The sequence below is a fragment of the Tenacibaculum sp. M341 genome (assembly GCF_004337695.1).
Classification (GTDB): Bacteria; Bacteroidota; Bacteroidia; order Flavobacteriales; family Flavobacteriaceae; genus Polaribacter.
The window spans coordinates 30,269-46,009 of record NZ_SJXJ01000018.1 but is presented as its reverse complement, the minus strand read 5'-3'; the positions used below and the strand labels follow the sequence as shown (position 1 = coordinate 46,009).

The window sequence follows — 15,741 nt, the reverse complement described above, 5'->3', positions numbered from 1 at the left end:
CTTACTCTTTACCGTCTACATAATCTTGTAAATACGCATAACGATCTGCTAACTTTCCTTCATTGGTAGTCATTTTAGCACGCGCTAAAATTCCGTCAGCATCATTATTATAAAAAGCAGGAATCACATGTTCTAAAAACATATCTCCAAAACCTTCACTGGCATCTTTTGGTAATTCACAAGGTAAATTATCAACTGCCATTACCACTATCGCATTTTCATTGTTAAAATCTACTTCCTTTTCGTTTTCTGCATCATACCCATAAATAGGATCAGCAATAGTAGAAGCTCTTAGTGTAGTTGCTACAGGTCCGTCAACATCACAAGAAATATCGGCTACATACTTTATATTAAAATCTGCTGACTTTGCATCTTCTCTTGTAAATAAATACGGAGCACCATCACCATAAAAATGACCTGCTATAAAAAAGTCTGATTCTTTAGCATATGGCATAAAGTTACTTTCATATCCTGTTGGGTCTTTATAAAAAGCAAACTTGTCTCCTACTTTACCATCGGTACGCTTGTTGTACTCCATTACATCAATTAAACAATATACTGGCTCTGTAAACTTTGTAGTTAAATATAAAGCATCACTTACTTGTTTTATTTGTAAATGATCTAATATTTCTTTAGCACCATACGCTACCTTTCCTGTACCAGAAAGTACAATTTTTAGGTTCGGTAATTGTATCTTATCTAATTCACTTTTCATGGCATCTAAACCATCTAAAGTTTCTGCTTTTGGTAACGAAAATAAACCTTCTTTTAGTCCAATAGCTCTAAATCCGTTATAAGCTCCTACCAAACCAGCATAACGACCAAAACCAATTAAACGTGCGCCATTTTCTTTAATAATGGTCTCATGATCGTACATTTCAATGTTTTTAGCCAACATTGCTTGTAATAATTTACGGTTATATGGCTGTTTTTTGATGGTATGACTAAAGAAAAAGTATTTTTTATTAGGAATTAAGTTTTCTGTTGGTACTTCTTTTACCCCTAACAAAACATCACAATCAGATACATCATTGGTTACTTCAAAACCTGCATCTTTATATGCCTCATCTGAAAACACTCTAATATCTGAACTCTCCACAACTATTTCAGCTGCTGGAAATTGTGCTTTTAATTCTTTTAATTTATTGGGAGAAAACACCACCCTCTTATCTGGCGGATTTTTACGTTCTTTTATAATTCCAAATTTCATGGATTGTATGCGTTTTTTAGTTGGTTTGTTTATTGTTTTCTTGAAAGATGTACGAAATTACAAGTTTTTATAAGTTTGTACAAACTTGTTTTTTTATCTTTGTCGCCCGTTTGGAATTAAAAACGGTCTATTATTTTATAAATAATAGTATTCTTTGACATTTTGGGGACGACTGGTTTTGACAGCGAGATCAGTGATAATGTAAGCATACCGAGGACTGAAATGAAAACTCGTTAAACTTATTTCAACTTTTTAAACGGCGAAAATAATTACGCTTTAGCTGCTTAATAATCTGAATTACAGTAAGATTCTAGCCTCGGCGCACAAGGTGCGCAAGCTTTATGTCCACGAAAAGCCTTGGTTTACGGCGTTTCACTTTTGGGCATCGTAAAAGTAAACATAGAAAACTTAGTACTTCGATAGGTTTTCGAAATTAAAGAAGATAAGCTAAAGTTAGGCGGTTTTTGGTCAGGCTTTGGTCGAAAATTAAACAAAAACTAAGTATGTAGAAAGCTTTTGAGCTGCTTGTTTGGACCCGAGTTCGATTCTCGGCGTCTCCACAATAAAATCCTGTAAATAATTGATTTTTAATTCTTTGCAGGATTTTTTATTTTGTTTTGCACAACATTTGTACAACCTCACGAAAAAAGAGTTATTTTACTATAAATTTGAAGTTATATATATATTTGTACAAGCTTATCCTATTAGGAGAAGTTTTTGAGCAATATTATAAAGGGATACTTATTCGTATTCCTTTTTTATGTCCTGAGAATTAATAAAAGATGTCTATTAGCTTAACTTTTAGACGTAGAAATTGCTATTTACGGAAGTTTTGAAATTCAAAATGTTTATCATAATGAATATCAAAATAACATGAAATGATAAAAAGTAAGGGGAAAGCCTTGTATTTACGCTTTAATATTGTTTTAAGTTTTAGAAGTTAACTTACTAAATAAAGAAAAATAAACCCCGACACAATCGAGGTTTTATAATAAATGTTTATTTCATTAGGTCTAAAAATTCACTTTCAGAATAAGGGAGTAACTGTTTAGCTATTTCCAAAGTGTTGGTAATATCATAAGTATCACAATACGGTATTTCTGATTCGTTTTTCCCTTCTATTGCATTTTGGCTAATTGAAATTAAAGAGCTGATAACATCTAACAAAGAAGTGTAATCATAATCTAGCCGTAATTGAAAAAAAGCAACATTTCTATTATTCTTGTCAGGTTTTAAAGATGTGAAATAAATTTCTTTTAACTCATTAATGCGTTCCAGTGTTAACGGTCGTTTTACGTTTTCTGTACTCATAATATTTTGCTTTTAGGATATATAAAAGCCCGTAATAGTTTAGGTGTCCTACACTGCAAAATAGAGTGTTGCGGTTGTTTCCAAGACCGCCACCATACCACACGGGCAAGATTGTATTTTTTAATGTCATAATATTTTGCTTTTAGGAATTACCAAAGATATAGAAAAATGAATTATCTACTAGAGATTATTGTCAATCATGCTATTTTAAATTAGCTCTTTTTTTCTTCCAATTTTGCTTTGTCATATAATTTTGTATTGTTCGATAACTACAATCTAAAAGTTTAGCTATTTCTTTGCTATTCAAGCCTAAGCAGTAATATTTGTATGCTTTTTTTGTGTCAATTTTGTTTTTAAAAGTCATTTTTGAGTAATTTTTTAATTTAAAAGAGGTAATTACATTGTAATAAAAGGTAATTAATAGAAATTTTTAAAGCGCATTTAGAAACAAGTTTATTAACGTACTTTAACTTGTTAATTTTATAAGTATGCCCCCTAAAAGTTTTTAACTTAAAAAGGGGCTTCTTTATGAAGTTTTAGTATTTTTTATATACGCTTAATGCTTGAAATAAACAAAATATGTCTCTTACAGATGTATTCTCATCCGCTAACGCCTTGCTTATACGCTGTATTAATTTTTTTTCAATGTTTTCAGTTTCTTTATAAGGCTTTAACCATTTACTAGCTGTTTTCTCATTTATACCTATTGCATTAGCTATTTCTTTATAGGTTAAATCTTTTTTTAATAATTCTTTTGCTCTTTTTAATAATTCTCGACGTTTTTCATCTGTTAATCTCATAATGTTATTTGTTTATTCTATTTATATATTTAATTAATTTTCTTGCACGGTAACTAGTTAGTATTATTTTGTTATTATTCTTTTTGGATTGAGTTACCGATACTTCTACTATATTTTGAATCCATTCTAAAGTGGTGTTTATTTCAGATTGTAATAAATTATCTGTGTAAATAGATGTTCCCACTTTATAGCTAATAATTAGGTTTAAATCGTTTTTATGTAGTTTTTTAATAAGGTTTTGAAAATACTTTTTTTCCTCTAATATTCTTTTTTGCCTTTTCTTTGTTCTCTGCATACCGTTTGATTTATTATTACATTTTTTACTACAATATTTTGCGCCCTTTCTCTTTTGTGAAATGTCACTTTTACATATTGTACAACTATATTTCTTGTCTTGTTTTTTTGATTGTTTTTCGATGGTGTTTTCGGGCAAAATTTTATCAATTCCTTTTAATGAGGTTTTGTTTACATTTTGACCATCTATACTAACAGTTAATTCGTATACATTCCCTTGCTGTGAAATACTATTAATATTATGGTTAATTCGTATACACTTTTTTGCTGTTAGTTCCTCCCATTTTTCATTTATTAAATTTGATATTTGAAGCTGTGTTGTAGAACCGTATGTTTGTACTAATTTTGAGTAATGTTTTTTAGCTCTCATTCGTTGAGTACGGTTAAACTCTACCCAGTTTCTAGGAGTAGCGTAGTAAAGTAGTTTCTTACGTTCAAAATTGGTTAGGTTCTTATATTTTATGCTTTTATCGAAATAAATTATTTTATCCCAGTAAAATTGTAAAAGTGTACCTAAAGGCTTTAATTTCTTTAAATTAAGTATGTCGGTAAGTGTTGAAATATTATACTTCTTTAAATATTCCATTTTCTTTACAGCTATTTCAATACGAGTTAAATTGTTTGTTTTAGTTTTGTATTGAGTTCCTTTATCATAAATCTTTAGTTTCACTTGTTGTTGGCTTATCATCTTGCCAACTTTTTTATTTGCTACTGTAAGAGTTCCAAATGTGTAATTTCCATATGCAACTAAATCTTTTAATAATTGTTTTGCAGATATAGGAGTATTAATATTTACACCAAATTCGACGTTACGTAAAATTGCAGTTTCAGGCTCTATACTAAATTTATTTTTAAGGTCTGTAATTACATTTTGTAAATCATTAAAACTAAATTCATTGTAATTATGTTTACCGTTATTAAAGTATTTGTGTAGTGAGCCACGAACATAACAATAATGTGTGTTTTCATCTTTTTGGGATTGCGTTATAATAAATACTAAGCCTTTATATTTTGCTACAATTGTATTGTCTAATAATTCACCTGTATTTACATTGGTATATGTATGAAAATCAAGCAAGCTATTAGACAACCACATTGTAGCTGTTCGACTTGGTAATTGTATTTTAATCCCGTCAATCAAAGCAACAAAACTTGTTTTAGTTGTACTTAGTTTCGTTTTTCTTAAAACTGTCTACAAGTTCAGACAAAGCACACTCAATGCATGTAATAGCTAAATCCAAGCTATTGGTTAATTGATTGCTAGCAAGTATGCCTATTTCTAAGTAACTTTTAGCTAAACATATATGTACACTGTCTATGCTCTCAGGCTCTAAGCTTCTATTGTGTGGATAGTCTCTTAAAAGACTATAAACAACTTTAGAGGTCTCTAGTTTTTCGTAGCATTCCGATTGTGTACCTATACTGGCAACTTCATCGATAATAGATTGTAAAATGTTAACCTTTTTAGTATTGATTCTTTCTAAGTTCATAGCTATACGTTTTTAGGGTTAACAGCTTGTAGGGCTTCTAAAACTTCACTTTCCTTAAAACGTAGTTTATTACCTATACGATAGGGGTTTAGTATACCTTGTTTAGTCCAGTTATGTACTGTAACTAAAGATACTTGTAGGAGTTTACAAACTTCTTTCCTTGTTAGAAGTTTATCGGTTGTAGTTTGTGGTTGTTGTGTTGGGTTTAAATCTTTTAAAACCTCTTTAATTTGCCCGATTAGGGTTTCTGCTGTGATACCTTGTATCTGAATAGCAGGTATTAAATTTGCATTCATATTAACTTACTTTTAATGTTAATTACAATGCAAAAGTGTATTGTTTTTAATCCCCTTGAAACACCCTAAAAAAAACAAACCCAAAAAAAGGGTAAAAATAAAACACTAACAAACAACAACTTAAACACTTTTTCGTTGTGCTTTATTTTTTTAAAAATAGGGTGCTATTTATTCTTCAAATACTCTATCCATTCATTTACTAGCTCTTTTGTTTTTATATCATAATTAATTTTAGCTTCTTTATGATTTTCTTTCAAAGCTATATTATCGGTTAAAGTTTCTTTACTCAAATTAGAAAACATATCAGTAAGTCCTCTATTAATATCTACTTTAGCTCCCTCAATTATTCCATGTTTATGTAATAATCCGAATAGCGTTCCAATAGATGTTTTAGATGCTTTCCAAGCTAATTTTTTTCGAACAGTTGATTCAACAGGTCTTCTTAACTCTTTAATTGAAAAACTAGATATTTCATTAATTTTTTTCTGTAATATATCATATATGAGACTATTGTATTGCTCTCTATATAAAACATCACTTTTATAATGATCGAAAATATTAGTATGTTCTATATATTGTTGATCTATTAAATAACATATTTTATCATAATTACTATTTTCTTTTTCTAAATTATTGAAAATGTCATTAATATAAACCTCTATTTCTAAAGCCCTTTTATTAGATACTTCAACCCAAACATTAAAAAACATACTCTTATTTTGTTGTTCTATAAATGTATCAATATTCTCAAACCCTAACTCTTCAATCAACTCAAACTTAGATATAGATGGAGTTGTAACCGTTACACCTAGTCTATTATCATCATTATTTTTCAACAACTCTCTTACTTTTTTTAATCTTTCTTTTTTATCTTCTATGTAGTAAGTCTTCGTTAATTCCCTATTTAATTCATTCTTCTTTTCATTATCAATAAAAACATACATACTGTAAGCATTTGATGTATACTTATCCGATTTTATTTCAACACCAAGTATCTTCATATTATTTTTTTAATTAATTAGCAACACGCATTGGTGTTTCTTGTTTTCCTTCTTTTATTTGTTGTTTTTGACTCTCTATATTCCAATATGTAGCCATTTGCTGTGCGTAGTCTATTGCAGTTTTACCTATGTAGTTTAAAAACTCTTTTTCATTACTATGACCAGTAATATTTAAAAGTAAAGGTGTTGGAATATCACCGTAATAATTGGTAGCAAAAGAGCGTCTGCAAATATGTGAGGTTATAAGTTCGTATTTTGGAAATTCTCCTTTTTCTTTTCTCTTAGTTTCCTTATTTATTTTAGAACCACTAACAACATAGTTTAGCTCTGCTTTTTTACAAACTTCTTTTATCGCTCTGTTAAACATAGTTACTGAACTACTAGGGTTTGCAGTATAAGCAGGTGGAAAGTTCTCATTTCTTTTTTCTAATATACTTTTAACTTTGGGGTGTATTAGTATAGATACTCGTTTTTGCGTTTTTTGCTGTATCAACTCAATAAATTCTAAGTTTCCATTAAATTTTATGTTTTCTTTGGTTAGCTGTAGTAAATCTCCTGCACGCTGACCAATATAGCAACCTATTAAAAGCCAATCTTTAGCATTGTTAAAGCGTTCATCTTCAAAAGTGGTGTTTTCAATTTTTTCTAAGTCTTTAAAGTCTAAATATATTTTATCAACTTTTAATGAAAAACCTTTAATTTGTATTAGCTCGTTGCTAACATGAAAACCATTTTTTTGAGCATCTAAACAAATACTTTTTAAAAATTTTATATAACGTCCTGCCGTATTTCGTCCTAATTTGTCAACTTCTAATAAATACTTTAAAAACTCATTTCTATAAGATAAATTAACATCTGTTAAACGATGTCTTTTTCGTTTGTAATTATCAAAGTTTACTATTTTTCTTTTAATAGTGGCGTATTTCTTTTCTGTGGCTTTTGTTACTCCCAGTTCTCCAGTTTTATCATTCACTTTTAACGGTAAACGTTCGATAAAATAATCGCAGTAATTAGCTATAAAATTATTATCAGTTACTTTGACAAGATTAAAATGTTGGTTAATACAATTTTGTAACCACTCAGAATTAATAAAAATATTGTTTTCAACAGCTTCCATGTGTTTTTTTAAAACCAAAGATTTTAGACTAGCTAAAGAAGCTTCTAAATTGGTTCTCTCTTTATAGTGTGATATTTGTCTAACCTTTCCCGTTTTGTTATTGAAGTATTCAGGATTCACAACTAAAGGAGTAGAGCGCATTAGATTCTCTGCCCTACCATTGATAAAACGGATATAAATTTTTGTTGGGTTTTTCTTACTTCTTGTAAGAAATTTAACAGTAGCCATAAGATGAAGTATTTTGAGCATGGCAAATATAATAGTTTTGTACAACCGTTGTACAACTATAGCTTTATTTAGTTATGTTTTACTTAATTTTAATTAATAGTAAAAAAGACATAAAAAAGCTACATACATTAAAAACAATAGGTTTAAAGCCATTTTTAAAGCTTGATAAGTTTTTATAAAAAAACCTGTTTGAATATCGGCGTCTCCACAAATAAACCCTGTAAGCATTATGTTTACAGGGTTTGTTGTTTTATTAATCAAATTATCAGGTATAAAACTGACTTTTTTCTTCGTATAATGTATTAATTTATCAATTCTTTTTCTATATAAAATAATAGTTCGTTTGCAGATTTTCTAAACTTTAAAATTGTCTCCTCGGTATTAGTAAACTCTTCAATATTTATTCCACCTATTAAAAACTTTGTGTAATCATTCAAAATGCTATTTACAGATTCTTTTTTGATATTGTTTGAAGTAATAGGATATAACAAACCTGAAATTACTAATTTATTCTTCTTATTGTAATATGCCTTATAAGTATGAATTTGAAAGAAATCTGATCTATCAACATCTGAATAATGACCTTTCATAAATTTGTACTTAGCATCAAAAACAGCTACTTTATTACCTTTACTTAATACGATATCTGGAATTAATTTACGTGAATAAAAGCTTCCCTTATAAGATTGTATTGTTTCAGATTCTACTTGCCAACCTTCAAGTTTGAACTTTACTTGAAAAATTTTCAATAAATACATTTCCCAAATTTCAGCCATATCTAAAAAGCATGAGTAACCGTGCTTATTTGAAGCTTGGTTATTCATTGTTTTGTTAGTTAAAATGGATATTGATAAATCTAATACTTCTTTGAAGGATTGGTATATTTTTGGCAATTTAGAAGTATCGTAAAATGATTGTCGTTTTAAAGATTTACCTCTCGCTAATTCTAATTGGTGTATTATTTGAATTGCGTTTTTTGGTAGTCTATTTATTTGTGGTAAACCGTAACTTTTTAATAGTTTTTTAAACGCTTCATATAACAATGATGCTATATCTGGGTTGATCGTTTTTTCATAGCTTGACGATATTAACTTATTGTTGTTTTTGTAAGATAACATACTGTTTCTAACCTCTAACTTACCCTTTTATTTGTGCTCCAGAAAAAACTCTTTTCTTATTTGTACGAGGTAAACCATACTTATTTGCCTGTATTAATTTTGATAACCAAATTTTAGCTATTATACGTTTTATGTAATTATCTGTGATGTCAGATTTACTTAATGATTGTTTGCTCTTTGCGAATTTGAAATTAAAAATGACTTCTAATAATTCAAATAAAAACAATTCACCAAACCTTGGTTTAATAATAATTTGATATTCTTTCTCTTGAAATGTAAATGAAATTTCACCAACAAATCTATTTACCCTCCATTGATTATTGTAATAATTAAAAACAGGTTCAGCTTCTCTTTCTTTATCAGAAAAATGAAAAAATGAATTTTTAGAAATAACTTGAGCATTAACAAATTGAATTATGTCATAACTCAACTTATTACCAATACAAGTGCTTTCTTTTAAATGAACTATATGCTTAATAGTATTATTCAAGTGATGCTTTAAAGAAGGTGTTGTTTAAATCATTAATTGTTTTCTTTTTTTCATCTTCTTCAACGTTGCCCAAATAGGCTTCTAAAATGGGTTGAATAGAAATATCCCAAAGAATAGATGCAGGACCATTAGCTCTGAATAATTTATCTTTAATTCTATTTGTTTTATTGTTGATAGCTTTAAAAGACGAATATATATCAACTATTTCAGCAAAAAATGTATGACCAATTTCAAACTGTTTTCCTAATTCATCCGCATTAGATATGGCAATATTTAAAGCATTAGCAGCATTTACTAAACGTTCAATATCTCTATGTGATAAGCCTGCCTTTTGTTTTTCATTTTTTAAATAAACAATACCTTGTAAGATACCTGAATTGTAACCGTAAGGGAACCATAAAAAACGACGTCTTAAAGCGAAATCTATTTGCTCTAAAGAAAAGTCGATTTCATTCATTGTACCAATTATGTATAAATTATCTGGAATGTTTAATTTAAAGTTACCAACTGCTGTTACAATATCTTCATTTCTATTTTCCATTGCTGAAAAAACTTCCCCAAAGACTCTTGATAAATCAACACGATTGATTTCGTCTAATATTAAAACGTGAGGTAGATTGCCAGTATCATTTTTTGCTAAAGCACAATACTCAAACAGTTTACCTTTTTGTGGTTTGGTTTGGTCTTCAACCAATTGCACACCTGCAACAAAATCTTCGTATGTATAATTTGCGTGTAATTGAAGTCTATGTATTCTATTATTAACAATTGATTCACTATTTGAAAAGAAGGTATCAAGATTTCCTTTATTTTTAAGATAGCTTTCTTTTATAAGTGCATTTGCTATTGTATTTGCAGAATGCGTTTTACTTGTGCCTGGTGGGCCATATAAAACAATCGCTTTTTTGTATAATATTGCTTGTAATTCATCATAAGGTATATCACTTGCACTATAATTCCATAGCTTTTTTAGGTCATTTTCGTAGAAGTCAAAACCATTATTCCTCCATTTATTTAGCTTTTCTCTTATTAATAAAATACATTCATCAGCATTGGTGTTTTCACCTTCTTCTTCCTTAATTAGCGACCTAAATGTATGGTAAATTTGAGCTTTATGACCATTAGAAGCAATTCTTTCGTAACGATCTGGAAAAGCACAATATGTTAATATATTATACATCGTTAGAGCCTTATCTTGAAATCTTTCTCTAAATTTTGCATCTACAGGATATTTCTCTTTCTCTTGATAGTATTTAAGATATAAGCAAATGGCTTCAACCCAATTTTTTAATTCTTCTAAATCTGCACCTTCAGATTGTTTTTCAACAAGTGTTTTTATTAATTCAATATTAAATGCTATCTCCCAATATTTATTGGTTTTATGAAATTGACCAGCACTACCAAAACCGTATTTATAAGGTTCATCTTTTATTTTTGAATCCTCTAAACCGGTTATTGTTTTTGTGTAATTTTTCTTTGTTGCTGTTTGCAAGTCATTCACCGAATAAGACCATAACCATTCGGCGTGTGCAAATACAAGTTTTTCATTGTATGATGCACCTTCAAATTGACTTGCTAATTTTTCTTGAAATTTTAAGTCCTTTTCATCATTATAATTTTCAATAAACCTACCTTGAATACTATTTATAGTTTCAATAGAAAGTATAAATAGTATCATCCGTTAAAATGCTGTTTTTATTAATTATAAATGAATTGATAAATTCATCGAAAAGCTCGTGTATTCTTGACCAATTAGGATTTCTCATTTTTTAAAATTTAATTTTATTTACCAATACCTCTAACACGAGCATCATATAATTCGTTAAACCACATTGTTTTAAATAGCGTGTTAATCTTATCTTCTGTCATTTTATTGTAAAAATCCAACTTCTTATCAATGAAGTTTAATAACTCTGAATCTACTTCTTCACTAAACTTATCTTTGATATTATCCTTTGAGTTTCCTTTATTAAAGAAAGACATTAACTCTGCATTCGAATAAATATTCTCTTTCATTCTTTTAAACTCGACCTTATCTTCATCGGTTAATTCTATACCATAGGTTTCATTTAAAACTTTGATGATTTTAGTAAGAAAATCAAACTCTTCATCTTTTGCTCCAGATGCTCCACTTGGTTGCATACCTTCTTGCTCTCCATCTGCTGATTCTAACTTTAATTGGGTTGTGTACTTATGTTGAATTTTATAACTATCTAACTCTACATCGTTTACTACATCTAATGGTAAAGATGTTTTGGCATAAGGCAACTTTTTTATTAAAGCTGTTAAAAACACATATACCTTTTCCAATTCTACATCGGTAAATGTGATGATTTGGCTTAAAAAACGATACAGTTTCACAAAAGAACTTGCAGCACTTTTAAAGGCTGCTTGGTCTTCCTCTTGTAAGTTATCTACAAAACGAGCCGCTATCTCTTCTAAAATAGGTTGTAGTTTTTCAAAGTTATCCTCTTCCGTAAAGAATATATTGGCAAAAGCTTCAACTTCTTGAGGGTAGTACACTTCAAAACTCTCTACTTGATTTAAGCTATCATAAATCGCATTAGGGTCTGTTAAGTTTTCTTCCTGAATAAAGTTTTTACCGTAATATTTTTGAAAATCTGCTTGTACATCTTCTGGGTCATTTACAAAATCTAATACCATAGTAGATTCTTTACCTCGCGCATTTCTATTTAAACGCGATAAGGTTTGTACTGTGCTCGTACCTCCTAATTTTTTATCCACAAACATTGTGTGCATCATAGGTTCATCGAACCCAGTTTGGTATTTGTTTGCAACAATTAACAAGCGGTATTTAGGTAGTTTAAGCGCATCAGGAATGCTAATTTTACCACCTAAATCATTCATATTGGTTTCGGTGTATTCCTCACCTGTTTCATCATCTTTTACCGTACCTGAAAACGCTACTAAAGCTTCGTAAGGTAGTTTCATTTCTCGCATTACATCGTCAAATTTTCTTTTAAAACGTACTGCGTGTAAACGTGATTTAGTAACGAGCATTCCTCTTGCTTTCCCCTGAATTTTATTTTGGGTTTCTGCTGAAAAATGTTCTAAAATAATACGTGCTTTCTTTTCAATTCCGTGATCTTGTAAATCGACATAATTTCCTAAAACACGTACGGTTTTTTTCTTTTCGTATTCTTTATCTTCTATATCACTACGCTTTATTAATCTGTAATAGCGTTTAAATGACATATAGTTTTCTAACACATCTAAAATAAAACCTTCTTTAATGGCTTGCTCCATTGAGTAAATATCAAATGGTTCTTTACCACCATCTGGCTGTACTGTACCAAATAACTCTATGGTTTTAGGTTTAGGTGTAGCTGTAAAAGCAAATTGTGAGATATTAGGTTGTTGTCCTTTTTTACTGATTTCATCTGCTATTACCTCATCTAAATCCTTTTCAGGTGTGTCTAATATAGCTGCATCTTCTAAACTTAAAGCTTTACGCATATGCCTTGAGGTCTCACCTGATTGTGAACTATGTGCTTCATCAATAATAACCGCATATTTACGGTCTGGGAATTCACTTGCAGCATCTGAAATGACTGGGAATTTTTGAATGGTCGTAATTATAATTCTTTTCCCTTCTTTGATGGCAGTTTTTAAATCTTGCGACGTTTTTTTCTCATCTACATATTCTACCATACCAGGCACATTGTCTATTTGCCTGATATTATTTTGTATCTGCGTATTTAATACACGCCTATCGGTTACTACAATGATAGAATCGAATAAAGCAGCATTATCTGTATAATTTTGGTAGAAATTAGCCAAACGATATGCTAACCACGTAATAGTATTGGATTTACCTGAACCAGCTGAATGTTGTATTAAATAGTTAGTGCCTGTACCATCAATTTTTAATTGGTCTAATAAACGCCTAACCGCTTTTAATTGATGAAATCTAGGAAATAATAACTTGGTAGATTTCTTTTCTACAATTGCTTTTGTTTTTGGGTCGTAAGCTTTGTCTACATCTTCTTGTAGATTAATAAAGTTTTGAATCAAATCTAACAAAGACTCTTTTCGTAAAATATCTTCCCAAACATAGGCTGTGGCAAAGCCATTAGGGTTATAATTTCTCAATCCTTGATTAAATGGTAAAAAGAAGGTTGACTTACCTGCTAATTTGGTTGTCATAAATACTTTTTCTGTACCCATAGCAAAGTGTACCAAACAACGCTGAAACTCTAATAGTGGTTCTCCATTAGGGTCGCGGTCTTGCATATATTGTTTAATGGCATTGTGATGATTTTGCCCTGTAAGTGCATTTTTTAATTCTGCTGTGGCTACAGGAATACCGTTTATAAAAAAGCATAAGTCTAATTCATTATTATTTTTAGTAGAATACGCTAATTGCCTAATGACAGATAAACGGTTTTGCCTATACCACGTTTCGTGCTCTGGTGTTTTGTTATTAGCAGGTTGAAAATATACCAAATCTAAACGCTCTCCCGAAATGCGTAATTTACTACGTAAGGTTTTTAAGGTTTTGTTGTTGCGAACACTTTTAGCAACCGCTTCTACAATTTTAGTATCTGTAGATGCACCTAAATGCGTTTGTATGTTTTGGTATTTCTTGGGTTGACTTTCTTTAATGAATGCCAATACATCTTCTGGTATGATACATAATTTTTTATCGTACTTGTTTGTATTTACCAAATTATACTCTTTAACCTCTTGGGTTAAATAATTTACAATATGGTCTTCAAAATGTATTTCCTTAGTGCCTCCTGCCATAACTATTCTGTAAGTTTATGAATCTCTGCATCGTTGACAATGCTTTGATTTAACTCTTTTTTATTTTTAATCCCTAGGTTTTTAAGTTTTGTAGCCTGTAAAACTAGGTTATCATTACCCGTACTTAATTGTTTAAAAGAATCTGTGTAAGACGATTGTGCTCTTTCTATATGAGTACCTACTTTTTCTAAATTTTCTACAAAACCTACGAATTTATCGTACAGTTTTGCCCCTCTATCAGCAATAGCAATTGCATTTTGATTTTGGTATTCGCGTTTCCATAAATCCACAATTAATTTTAAAGCAGTAATTAAGTTTGTTGGATTCATTAATAAAATACGCTTATCATAAGCATAATTCCATAAGTTCGGGTCTGCTTGCATTGCAGCAATATAAGCAGGTTCACTAGGTATGAACATCATAACAAAATCTAGCGCTTTATCATAGTCGTCATAACCTTTCGTACTTAAAGCAATTATATGGTTTTTAACAGCTGTTACGTGAGCATCTAATTCCCTTTTCTGTTCATCTACATCTGATGTTGCCAAATAGCGAGTAAATGCATTTAAAGACACTTTCGAATCTATGATTACATTTCTGTTATCTGGATATTTAATGACTGCATCGGGACGCATTTTTTTATTTTCGGAATCAGAACGTAAAGGTTTGCCTTTTTCATCCCTTAACTGGTGCTCCATAAAGTACTCTTCGTCTTTACGTAAGCCCGATTTTTCAAGTATGGTTTCTAAAATCATTTCACCCCAATTTCCTTGTGTTTTTGCTTCACCTTTTAGGGCATTCGTTAGGTTAATAGCGTCTTTACTAATTTTATCGCTTTTCTCTGCTAATTCTTTTACTTTTTCACCTAATGAAAAACGTTCTTTTGCTTCCTTATCGTAAACTTCTTCTACTTTGGTTTTAAATGCTGCTATATCTTTATTTAAAGGTTTTAGTAACTCATTAATTTTAGCTTCGTTCACTTCTGAAAAGGACTTTGTATTATCTTTTAATATTTTACTAGCAATGTTTTCAAATTCTGTATTGAATTTTTTACCAAGCTCCTCTATTTCTTTCTTTTGGGTTTCTAGATTTGCTTTTAATGCTTTGTTATCTGCTAAAGCCGAAGCTAATTGTTTGTTAACCTCATTAAATTCGTTAGTTTTTTTAGTTAAACGCTCATTAAGTTCAACAATACTTTTTTCGAGTTTCGCTTCTGATTGTTTGTTTTTTTCAATAGTTGCTTCTAGCCCTTTGTTAAAAGATTTAGCGAGTGATAGTTTTTCATTTACTTCTTTTAAGTCTTTATCTAATTGCTCTTTTTGTTTCTCAATTTTTGTAAAGTCTTCTTGGTGTTTAAGTATGTCTTTATTTAAAGCTGAAATTTCTACTTGGTTCTCTCTTAACTTTATAATAGCATCGTTATTTTTAATATTTAGTGCTTCGTAATCTTTCTCTTTACTTTCAAGTTTTTTGATAGTTAAAGCTAATTCGTTTTCAGCTTGTTCTTTATGGGCTGATAACCTCGCATTTTCTGTAGCAAACTTTTGCTTTAGCCATAAAAAAACAATAACAGCACCAAGTAACAGACCAATAATTAGATAAATATACTTTTCCATTTT

14 protein-coding genes and 1 other RNA gene are annotated in these 15,741 nt (G+C 29.8%); 1 reads left to right on the top strand and 14 read right to left on the bottom strand.

Features of this window, described 5'->3' with window-relative positions; all coding sequences use genetic code 11:
* Position 1: 1 nt before the first annotated feature.
* The gene (locus EYW44_RS17290) at positions 2-1,210 is read right to left on the bottom strand and encodes an NAD(P)-dependent oxidoreductase (protein ID WP_132725520.1); all 1,209 of its coding nucleotides are present in this window, start codon (positions 1,208-1,210) and stop codon (positions 2-4) included.
* A gap of 164 nt (positions 1,211-1,374) precedes the next feature.
* On the opposite strand from EYW44_RS17290, the gene ssrA reads away from it, so the two are divergent.
* Positions 1,375-1,773, top strand: a transfer-messenger RNA (tmRNA) gene (gene ssrA, locus EYW44_RS17285).
* A 436-nt stretch (positions 1,774-2,209) separates the two neighbouring features.
* Here ssrA and EYW44_RS17280 read toward each other — a convergent pair.
* From EYW44_RS17280 to rmuC, 13 genes are all read right to left on the bottom strand, one after another.
* Complete coding sequence (locus tag EYW44_RS17280) at positions 2,210-2,521, bottom strand: hypothetical protein (RefSeq protein WP_132725517.1); 312 nt, start codon at positions 2,519-2,521, stop codon at positions 2,210-2,212.
* Positions 2,522-2,723: 202 nt separating this feature from the next.
* Positions 2,724-2,885 carry a terminase gpP N-terminus-related DNA-binding protein gene (locus EYW44_RS22910; protein WP_367180382.1) on the bottom strand — a complete coding sequence of 54 codons (162 nt, stop codon included), beginning with the start codon at positions 2,883-2,885 and terminating at the stop codon, positions 2,724-2,726.
* Between the two features lie 172 nt (positions 2,886-3,057).
* Positions 3,058-3,321 (bottom strand): terminase gpP N-terminus-related DNA-binding protein, encoded by a 264-nt coding sequence (locus EYW44_RS17275; RefSeq protein ID WP_132725515.1) that lies wholly within the window; start codon positions 3,319-3,321, stop codon positions 3,058-3,060.
* 4 nt (positions 3,322-3,325) lie between these two features.
* On the bottom strand, positions 3,326-4,756 hold the full coding sequence (locus EYW44_RS17270) for a hypothetical protein (RefSeq protein WP_132725513.1): 1,431 nt from the start codon (positions 4,754-4,756) through the stop codon (positions 3,326-3,328).
* A gap of 16 nt (positions 4,757-4,772) precedes the next feature.
* The gene (locus tag EYW44_RS17265) at positions 4,773-5,105 is read right to left on the bottom strand and encodes a hypothetical protein (RefSeq protein WP_132725510.1); all 333 of its coding nucleotides are present in this window, start codon (positions 5,103-5,105) and stop codon (positions 4,773-4,775) included.
* Positions 5,106-5,107: 2 nt separating this feature from the next.
* Complete coding sequence (locus EYW44_RS17260; RefSeq protein ID WP_132725508.1) at positions 5,108-5,401, bottom strand: helix-turn-helix domain-containing protein; 294 nt, start codon at positions 5,399-5,401, stop codon at positions 5,108-5,110.
* Between the two features lie 164 nt (positions 5,402-5,565).
* On the bottom strand, positions 5,566-6,402 hold the full coding sequence (locus tag EYW44_RS17255; RefSeq protein ID WP_132725506.1) for a hypothetical protein: 837 nt from the start codon (positions 6,400-6,402) through the stop codon (positions 5,566-5,568).
* Positions 6,403-6,415: 13 nt separating this feature from the next.
* Positions 6,416-7,747, bottom strand: a complete 1,332-nt coding sequence (locus tag EYW44_RS17250; protein ID WP_165872259.1) for a tyrosine-type recombinase/integrase — start codon at positions 7,745-7,747, stop codon at positions 6,416-6,418.
* A gap of 302 nt (positions 7,748-8,049) precedes the next feature.
* Entirely contained in the window at positions 8,050-8,865 is an 816-nt protein-coding gene (locus EYW44_RS17245) for a 5-methylcytosine restriction system specificity protein McrC (protein ID WP_132725501.1), read from the bottom strand.
* A gap of 19 nt (positions 8,866-8,884) precedes the next feature.
* Positions 8,885-9,355, bottom strand: coding sequence for a hypothetical protein (locus EYW44_RS17240; protein ID WP_132725498.1), 471 nt, complete (start codon positions 9,353-9,355; stop codon positions 8,885-8,887).
* Positions 9,348-11,033: an AAA family ATPase gene (locus EYW44_RS17235; RefSeq protein ID WP_132725496.1), complete on the bottom strand. Its 1,686-nt coding sequence runs from the start codon at positions 11,031-11,033 to the stop codon at positions 9,348-9,350. Before EYW44_RS17235 ends, EYW44_RS17240 begins: the two co-directional genes overlap by 8 nt.
* Before the next feature lie 104 nt (positions 11,034-11,137).
* Positions 11,138-14,122 (bottom strand): type I restriction endonuclease subunit R, encoded by a 2,985-nt coding sequence (locus tag EYW44_RS17230; protein ID WP_132725493.1) that lies wholly within the window; start codon positions 14,120-14,122, stop codon positions 11,138-11,140.
* A 2-nt stretch (positions 14,123-14,124) separates the two neighbouring features.
* Complete coding sequence (rmuC, locus tag EYW44_RS17225) at positions 14,125-15,738, bottom strand: DNA recombination protein RmuC (protein ID WP_132725491.1); 1,614 nt, start codon at positions 15,736-15,738, stop codon at positions 14,125-14,127.
* Positions 15,739-15,741: the final 3 nt, after the last annotated feature.

Excerpts from the sequence above, each read along its gene's own strand:
- EYW44_RS17275 (WP_132725515.1), bottom strand. The coding sequence starts at position 3,321 with ATGAGATTAACAGATGAAAAACGTCGAGAATTATTAAAAAGAGCAAAA.
- EYW44_RS17265 (WP_132725510.1), bottom strand. The coding sequence starts at position 5,105 with ATGAACTTAGAAAGAATCAATACTAAAAAGGTTAACATTTTACAATCT.
- EYW44_RS17250 (WP_165872259.1), bottom strand. The coding sequence starts at position 7,747 with ATGGCTACTGTTAAATTTCTTACAAGAAGTAAGAAAAACCCAACAAAA.
- EYW44_RS17290 (WP_132725520.1), bottom strand. The coding sequence starts at position 1,210 with ATGAAATTTGGAATTATAAAAGAACGTAAAAATCCGCCAGATAAGAGG.
- EYW44_RS17245 (WP_132725501.1), bottom strand. The coding sequence starts at position 8,865 with ATGTTATCTTACAAAAACAACAATAAGTTAATATCGTCAAGCTATGAA.
- EYW44_RS17230 (WP_132725493.1), bottom strand. The coding sequence starts at position 14,122 with ATGGCAGGAGGCACTAAGGAAATACATTTTGAAGACCATATTGTAAAT.
- EYW44_RS17280 (WP_132725517.1), bottom strand. The coding sequence starts at position 2,521 with ATGAGTACAGAAAACGTAAAACGACCGTTAACACTGGAACGCATTAAT.
- EYW44_RS17260 (WP_132725508.1), bottom strand. The coding sequence starts at position 5,401 with ATGAATGCAAATTTAATACCTGCTATTCAGATACAAGGTATCACAGCA.
- EYW44_RS22910 (WP_367180382.1), bottom strand. The coding sequence starts at position 2,885 with ATGACTTTTAAAAACAAAATTGACACAAAAAAAGCATACAAATATTAC.
- rmuC (WP_132725491.1), bottom strand. The coding sequence starts at position 15,738 with ATGGAAAAGTATATTTATCTAATTATTGGTCTGTTACTTGGTGCTGTT.
- EYW44_RS17235 (WP_132725496.1), bottom strand. The coding sequence starts at position 11,033 with ATGATACTATTTATACTTTCTATTGAAACTATAAATAGTATTCAAGGT.
- EYW44_RS17255 (WP_132725506.1), bottom strand. The coding sequence starts at position 6,402 with ATGAAGATACTTGGTGTTGAAATAAAATCGGATAAGTATACATCAAAT.